Below are 6,394 nucleotides of genomic sequence, written 5' to 3' on the forward strand. Positions count from 1 at the left end.
GCGACACAGAGCGCGAGGGTCCCGGCGGCGGGCGCGGCCCCGCCCCGGGGGGCCGGGCCCGGCGTCGGGACGCTCAGGCCCGGGTGCCCTGGTCGCTCACGAGCGTGCCGATCTTCTCACCCTTGACGGCGCGGGCGATATTGCCCTCGGCGAGCAGCTCGAAGACCAGGATCGGCAGCTTGTTGTCGCGGCACAGCGTGATGGCGGTGGCGTCGGCGACCTTGAGGTCGCGGGACAGCACCTCGCTGTACTCCAGCGCGTCGAACTTCACCGCGTCGGGGTTCTTCTTCGGGTCGGAGTCGTAGACCCCGTCGACACCGTTCTTGCCCATGAGCAGGGCCTCGGCGTCGATCTCCAGGGCGCGCTGGGCGGCCGTGGTGTCGGTGGAGAAGTAGGGCATGCCCATGCCGGCGCCGAAGATCACGACGCGGCCCTTCTCCAGGTGCCGCACGGCACGCAGCGGGATGTACGGCTCCGCGACCTGACCCATGGTGATGGCGGTCTGCACACGGGAGTCGATGCCCTCCTTCTCCAGGAAGTCCTGGAGGGCGAGGCAGTTCATGACGGTGCCCAGCATGCCCATGTAGTCGGACCGCGCACGGTCCATGCCGCGCTGCTGGAGTTCGGCGCCGCGGAAGAAGTTCCCGCCGCCGATCACGACGGCGATCTCCGCGCCGTCACGGACCACCGCGCCGATTTCTCGCGCGATGGCATGGACGACGTCGGGGTCGACGCCCAGCCCTGTACCACCGGAGAAGGCTTCGCCCGACAGCTTCAGCATGAAGCGGCGGCCCTTCTTGTCGTGGTCGCTCTTGTCGTCGGAAGCGGTGTGGGGGTCCACGCCCTGATTCATGGAGATCTCCTCGTGCACATACGAAGAAGGCCATTGCCGGTGGGTCCTCGCGGTTCCCTCTACGGCAATGGCCTCCTCGTCAGATCTGCGGTCGCTGCGCGCGTGCGCGGACGACTGCTTCAGACCCTACCGGGGTCCGGTGTCCGTCGTTGTACGGACGGACTCAGATGCCGACCTTGATGCGCGAGAAGCGCTTCAGGGTGACACCGGCCTCGTCCAGGACCTTCTGGACGGACTTCTTGTTGTCCAGCGCGTACGGCTGGCCGAGGAGGGTGGCCTCCTTGAAGAAGCCGTTGACGCGACCCTCGACGATCTTGGCGATGGCAGCCTCGGGCTTGCCCTCCGCGCGGGTGACCTCTTCGGCGATGCGACGCTCGGACTCGACCTTCTCGGCCGGGACGTCCTCGGCGGACAGCCACTGCGGGGCGAACGCGGCGATGTGCTGCGCGACGCCGCGGGCGACGTCCGCGTTCTCCTTGTCGAGCTCGACCAGGACGCCGATCTGGAACGGCAGGTCGGGCATCGTGCGGTGCATGTACGAGGTCACGTAACCGCCGGTGAACTGCGCGAAGCGGTCCAGGACGATCTTCTCGCCGAGGTTGGCGTTGGCCTCGTCGACGAAAGCGGTGACGGTCTTGCCGGGCGCGATCTCGGACGCGAGGAGCGCCTCGATGTCGGCCGGGGAGGTGGCGGCGACGTGGGCGGCCAGCTCGTTGGCGACGGCCAGGAACTTCTCGCCCTTGGCGACGAAGTCCGTCTCGCACTTCAGCTCGACGATGACACCGGAGGTGTTGTCGTCGGCGATGAGGGAGACGACGGCACCGTTCTCGGCAGAACGGCCCTCGCGCTTGGCGACGCCCTTCTGGCCCTTGATGCGGAGGGCTTCCTGGGCCTTGTCGACGTCACCGTCGGCGTCCACGAGCGCGTTCTTGCAGTCCAGCATGCCGGCGCCGGTGAGCTCGCGGAGCTTCTTGACGTCAGCGGCGGTGTAGTTCGCCATGAGTCTGTGATTCTCTCTCGAAGTCGTAGATCTACGGGTGAACGGCGGAGGCGCCGCGCTCGTGGCGCGGCTCCCCCGCCGTCATCGTCCGTGCTGTGAGTGCCCGGCGCGTGAACGCCGGGCGCTCTCAGTGGGTCAGGCCTGCTCGGCGTCGGCGGCCGGGGCGGCCTCGGCGGCGGGGGCCTCGGCAGCGGGGGCCTCGGCAGCGGCCTCGGCCGGGGCGGCCTCGGCGTCGTCGGCCTTCTTCTCGCCCTCGAGCAGGTCGCGCTCCCACTCGGCGAGCGGCTCGGCGGCGGCCTTCTCGCCCGGCTTCGAGTCACCGGTCGCAGCGCCGGAACGGGCGATGAGGCCCTCGGCGACGGCGTCGGCGATCACGCGGGTGAGCAGGGTGACGGAGCGGATCGCGTCGTCGTTGCCCGGGATCTTGTAGTCGACCTCGTCGGGGTCGCAGTTGGTGTCGAGGATCGCGACGACCGGGATGTGGAGCTTGCGCGCCTCACCGACGGCGATGTGCTCCTTCTTGGTGTCGACGATCCAGACGGCGCTGGGGACCTTCGACATCTCGCGGATACCACCAAGGGTCTTCTCCAGCTTGGTCTTCTCGCGGGAGAGGACCAGGAGCTCCTTCTTGGTGAGACCCGACGCGGCGACGTCGTCGAAGTCGATCGCCTCAAGCTCCTTCAGACGCTGGAGGCGCTTGTAGACGGTGGAGAAGTTGGTGAGCATGCCACCCAGCCAGCGCTGGTTGACGTACGGCATGCCGACGCGCGTCGCCTGCTCGGCGATGGCCTCCTGGGCCTGCTTCTTCGTGCCGACGAACATGATGGAGCCGCCGTGGGCGACGGTCTCCTTGACGAACTCGTAGGCGCGGTCGATGTACGACAGCGACTGGAGCAGGTCGATGATGTAGATGCCGTTGCGCTCGGTGAAGATGAAGCGCTTCATATTCGGGTTCCAGCGACGGGTCTGGTGACCGAAGTGGACGCCGCTCTCCAGCAGCTCCCGCATCGTTACGACGGCCATGGCCATCTCCTTGGTTTCTCGGTTTGGTTCCTGACGCCCCACCGCGCCCTGCCCCCGAGAAGGGGACCGAGAGACGCTTGCACCCGGCCTGAGCGGCCGATGCTGGGGCGTGCGAAGTCGACCCGGTGACCCGGATCGCCGTAAGAAGTGTACGGGACCGGGCGGTATGCCAGGTGACGCCGCTGTCCACAACGGGCCGTCCGTCCACAGGCCCGCTCACGCTGCGCGACGGCGGGCCAACCTGGAGCGCATGACGACACTGCTGCTCACACTGCTGCTGACCCTGGCCCAGGCGCTCGCGCCGGGGGCCCGGCCGCTTCCGCCCCCGCTCGTGGTCGCCCGCTGGTGGGATCCGCCGCCGACCCCGTACGCGGCGGGGCACCGCGGGGTCGACCTGGCGGCCCCGGTGGGCGCGGAACTCCGGGCGGTCGGCCCGGGCCGGGTGCACTACGCGGGACTGGTGGCCGGCCGCGGAGTCCTGTCCCTCACCCTGCCGGGCGGCCTGCGCACCACGTACGAGCCGGTCCGGCCGTTGGTGGCGGAGGGCGAGGAGGTCACGGCCGGCCAGGTGGTCGCGGTCCTCACGGAGGGCTCGCACTGCGGGAGCCCGTGCCTGCACTGGGGCCTGCTGTCCGGAGCCGCGTACCTGAACCCGCTGACGCTGCTCCCCAGCCCCGCGCCGAGACTGCTGCCGCTCACGGCCCCGGACGGTTCCGGGGCGGGCCTCAGCCCCGTACGCCCCCGAGGGCCATGGCCACGGCCGCCTCGGTGACGACGGAAGGGTCCTCGGCGGCGCCGAGCTCGATGCGCCGGACCGCCGCGTCGACCACTCCCTGGAGCAGCATCGCGGCGAGCCGGGGCTGCTCGTGCCCGAGGGCGCCGAGCGCCTCCACGATCATCGCCACGAGCCCTCCGTGCGCGGCGCGGATCTTCTCGCGCGCCCCCGCGTCCAGCTCGCTGGCCGAGATCGCGACCACCGCCCGGTGGCGCCGGTCCCCGACCAGCCCGAGCTGGCTCCGCACATAGGCCTCGACCTTGGCTTCCGGCGACTGCGCCCGCTCCATGGCCGCCTCGATCTCGGCGGCCCAGACGGGGAAGTCCACCGCGCACAGCTCTTCGACCACGGCGGCACGGGAGCGGAAGTACTCGTACACGGAGGACCGGGCGAGGCCGGTGCGCTCCGCCAGGGCGGGGAAGGTCAGCGCTTCCGTCCCGCCTTCGGACAGCAGGGAGCGCGCGGCGTCCAGCAGGGCGCCGCGCTGCATCGACCGGTGCTCGGCCACGGAGGCCGCTCGAATCCTGGGCACACGTCCACTCTACGGAGGCGGTGCAAGCTCACCGGCCCACATCTGCCAGCTTTGCGCGGAGTTGGAGCACGGACTTCGTGTGGATCTGGCTGACGCGGCTCTCCGTGACGCCGAGGACGTTGCCGATCTCGGCCAGGGTGAGGCCTTCGTAGTAGTAGAGCGTGACCACGGTCTTCTCGCGTTCGGGCAGGGTGTTGATGGCCCGGGCCAGGAGCCTGCGCAGCTCGCGGTCCTCGGCGACCTCGACCGGGTCGTCGGCGGCCGTGTCCTCCAGGGTGTCCATCAGCGAGAGGCGGTCGCCGCCCTCGCCGCCGACGTGCAGCAGCTCTTCGAGGGCGACCACGTTGGCCAGCGACAACTGGCTGAACACGGTGTGGAGTTCCTCGACGGCGATGCCCATCTCGCCGGCGACCTCGTGCTCGGTCGGGGTCCGCCTCAGCTGCGCTTCGAGGGTGGCGTAGGCCCGCTCCACGGCCCGCGCCTTCTGCCGGACCGAGCGCGGGATCCAGTCCAGGGCGCGCAGCTCGTCGATCATCGCGCCGCGGATCCGGGTGATCGCGTAGGTCTCGAACTTGATGGACCGGTCGATGTCGAACTTCTCGATGGCGTCGATCAGCCCGAAGACCCCGGAGGAGACGAAGTCGGCCTGTTCCACGTTGGGCGGCAGGCCGACGCTGACCCGGCCGGCCACGTACTTCACCAGGGGTGAGTAGTGGAGGATCAGCTGCTCCCGCAGCCGCTCGTCACCGCTGTCCTTGTACGAGCGCCAGAGCACCTCCAGGGACGAGGGCGCGGTGGACCGCACGCTGCCGCGGGCAGCGGGGGGCACCGCAGCGCGGTCGGACCCTGAGGTGTGCTGGGGCATGCTTCGCCTTTGCCGGAGCCGGATTCCTTGGGAGCGTAGCGTGACGGAAGTGTCGCGGTGCGCGAAGAGTACGGGATCGCGCGGGGGCGCAGCGGCGCCCTGACTCACGCGGGCGACCCGGGACCGGCGCCTGGCGCTCGGTCCCGGCGGCTGCCGGCGGGAAGACCGCGTCTCTCATCGGCTTCACTCTTTCACCGGAACGCCCCAGGTCAACGACCGCCTCGCCGGGGGCCACCGGTTTGTGTGCCTCCTTCAGGTGATTGTGTGGTCAACTGCCAGCCATCGCCCTGCCGTTCGACGAACCCCAGAGAGTGAAGTTCGTACAGTCTGCCGATGACTTCATCGGTGCCGGTTCCCGCCGCGAGGGCCACTTCGTCCGGCTGCGCGGGGCGGCCGGCCGGGAGGGCTTCGAGTACCCGGGCGGTGTCCGGGTGCAGCAGGTCCCGGGCGAGCACCGGTCCGCGCCGCTCGGGGGCCAGTTCGCCCATGCCGCCGACGAGTTCGACCACTTCCGCGGCGTCCGTGACGAGGACGGCCTCGCCGCGCAGCAGTTCGTGCACTCCGGCCGAGAGGCTGCTGGTGGCGGGGCCGGGGACGCCCATGGTGAACCGGCCGAGCCGCTGGGCCCGCCGGGCCGTGACGAGGGAACCGCTGCGGTGGGCGGCCTCCACGACCACGGTGCCCCGGGTGAGGGCGGCGATGACCCGGTTGCGCAGCACGAACCGGCTCGGGGTGGGGTGGCTGCCGGGCGGCAGCTCCCCGAGTACGAGCCCCTGGGCGGCGATCCGGCCGAGCAGCCCGGCGTGGCCGCGGGGGTAGGCGGTGTCCACCCCGCAGGCGAGCACCGCGGCGGTGGCGCCGTCGGAGGCGAGGGCGCCGCGGTGGGCCGCGGCGTCGATCCCGTAGGCGGCTCCGGAGACGACGACCCAGCCCCGTTCGGCGAGCCCGGCGGCCAGGGTCTGGGCCATGTGGGCGCCGTACGGGGTGCAGGCCCGGGCCCCGACCACGGCGACGGAGCGCAGGGCCCAGGTCCGCAGGTCCGGTCCGCCCCGGATCCAGAGCCCGACGGGGCGGGCGTCGCCGAGGTCGTCCAGCTGGGTCGGCCACTGGGGTGAGCCGGGGCAGACGAACCGGCCGCCGTGGCGGGCGGCGCTCGCCAGGTCGCGCCGGGGGTCGGCGAGCGCGGCCCGTCTGCGGTATCCGGCGAGCCGCTGCCCGCCGACGCCGGTCAGGGTCGCCGTCTCGCTCTCGGGGCCGGTCAGCAGCCGTATCAGCCCGACGGCGCCGTGTTCGCGCAGCCACCGGCCGGCGTGCTCGTCGCCGGGCTCCAGTACCCGGCTCAGGGC

At 71.3% G+C, this 6,394-nt stretch carries 7 protein-coding genes; 1 reads left to right on the top strand and 6 read right to left on the bottom strand.

The features are described from left to right. Positions 1-73: 73 nt before the first annotated feature. The 3 genes from pyrH to rpsB all read right to left on the bottom strand — a co-directional run bounded on the left by pyrH (position 74) and on the right by rpsB (position 2,876). Complete coding sequence (gene pyrH / locus ACFXA3_RS31500) at positions 74-853, bottom strand: UMP kinase (protein ID WP_385192280.1); 780 nt, start codon at positions 851-853, stop codon at positions 74-76. A gap of 163 nt (positions 854-1,016) precedes the next feature. Beyond that, on the bottom strand, positions 1,017-1,853 hold the full coding sequence (gene tsf / locus ACFXA3_RS31505; protein WP_385192282.1) for a translation elongation factor Ts: 837 nt from the start codon (positions 1,851-1,853) through the stop codon (positions 1,017-1,019). Between the two features lie 135 nt (positions 1,854-1,988). Further along, complete coding sequence (gene rpsB / locus ACFXA3_RS31510) at positions 1,989-2,876, bottom strand: 30S ribosomal protein S2 (RefSeq protein ID WP_385192285.1); 888 nt, start codon at positions 2,874-2,876, stop codon at positions 1,989-1,991. Positions 2,877-3,126: 250 nt separating this feature from the next. Here rpsB and ACFXA3_RS31515 point away from each other — a divergent pair, with 250 nt between their 5' ends. After that, positions 3,127-3,648 carry a M23 family metallopeptidase gene (locus ACFXA3_RS31515; protein WP_385192287.1) on the top strand — a complete coding sequence of 174 codons (522 nt, stop codon included), beginning with the start codon at positions 3,127-3,129 and terminating at the stop codon, positions 3,646-3,648. Here ACFXA3_RS31515 and ACFXA3_RS31520 read toward each other — a convergent pair. The 3 genes from ACFXA3_RS31520 to dprA form a co-directional block, all read right to left on the bottom strand. Further along, complete coding sequence (locus ACFXA3_RS31520) at positions 3,602-4,159, bottom strand: TetR/AcrR family transcriptional regulator (protein WP_385192294.1); 558 nt, start codon at positions 4,157-4,159, stop codon at positions 3,602-3,604. The genes ACFXA3_RS31515 and ACFXA3_RS31520 overlap by 47 nt on opposite strands. 52 nt (positions 4,160-4,211) lie before the next feature. Next, positions 4,212-5,048 (bottom strand): RNA polymerase sigma factor WhiG, encoded by an 837-nt coding sequence (gene whiG / locus ACFXA3_RS31525; protein ID WP_385192289.1) that lies wholly within the window; start codon positions 5,046-5,048, stop codon positions 4,212-4,214. A 209-nt stretch (positions 5,049-5,257) separates the two neighbouring features. After that, positions 5,258-6,394 (bottom strand): DNA-processing protein DprA (gene dprA, locus ACFXA3_RS31530; protein ID WP_385192291.1); only part of this gene is annotated, 1,137 nt, incomplete at its 5' end.

This window comes from Streptomyces sp. NPDC059456, assembly GCF_042750055.1.
Lineage (GTDB): Bacteria > Actinomycetota > Actinomycetes > Streptomycetales > Streptomycetaceae > Streptomyces.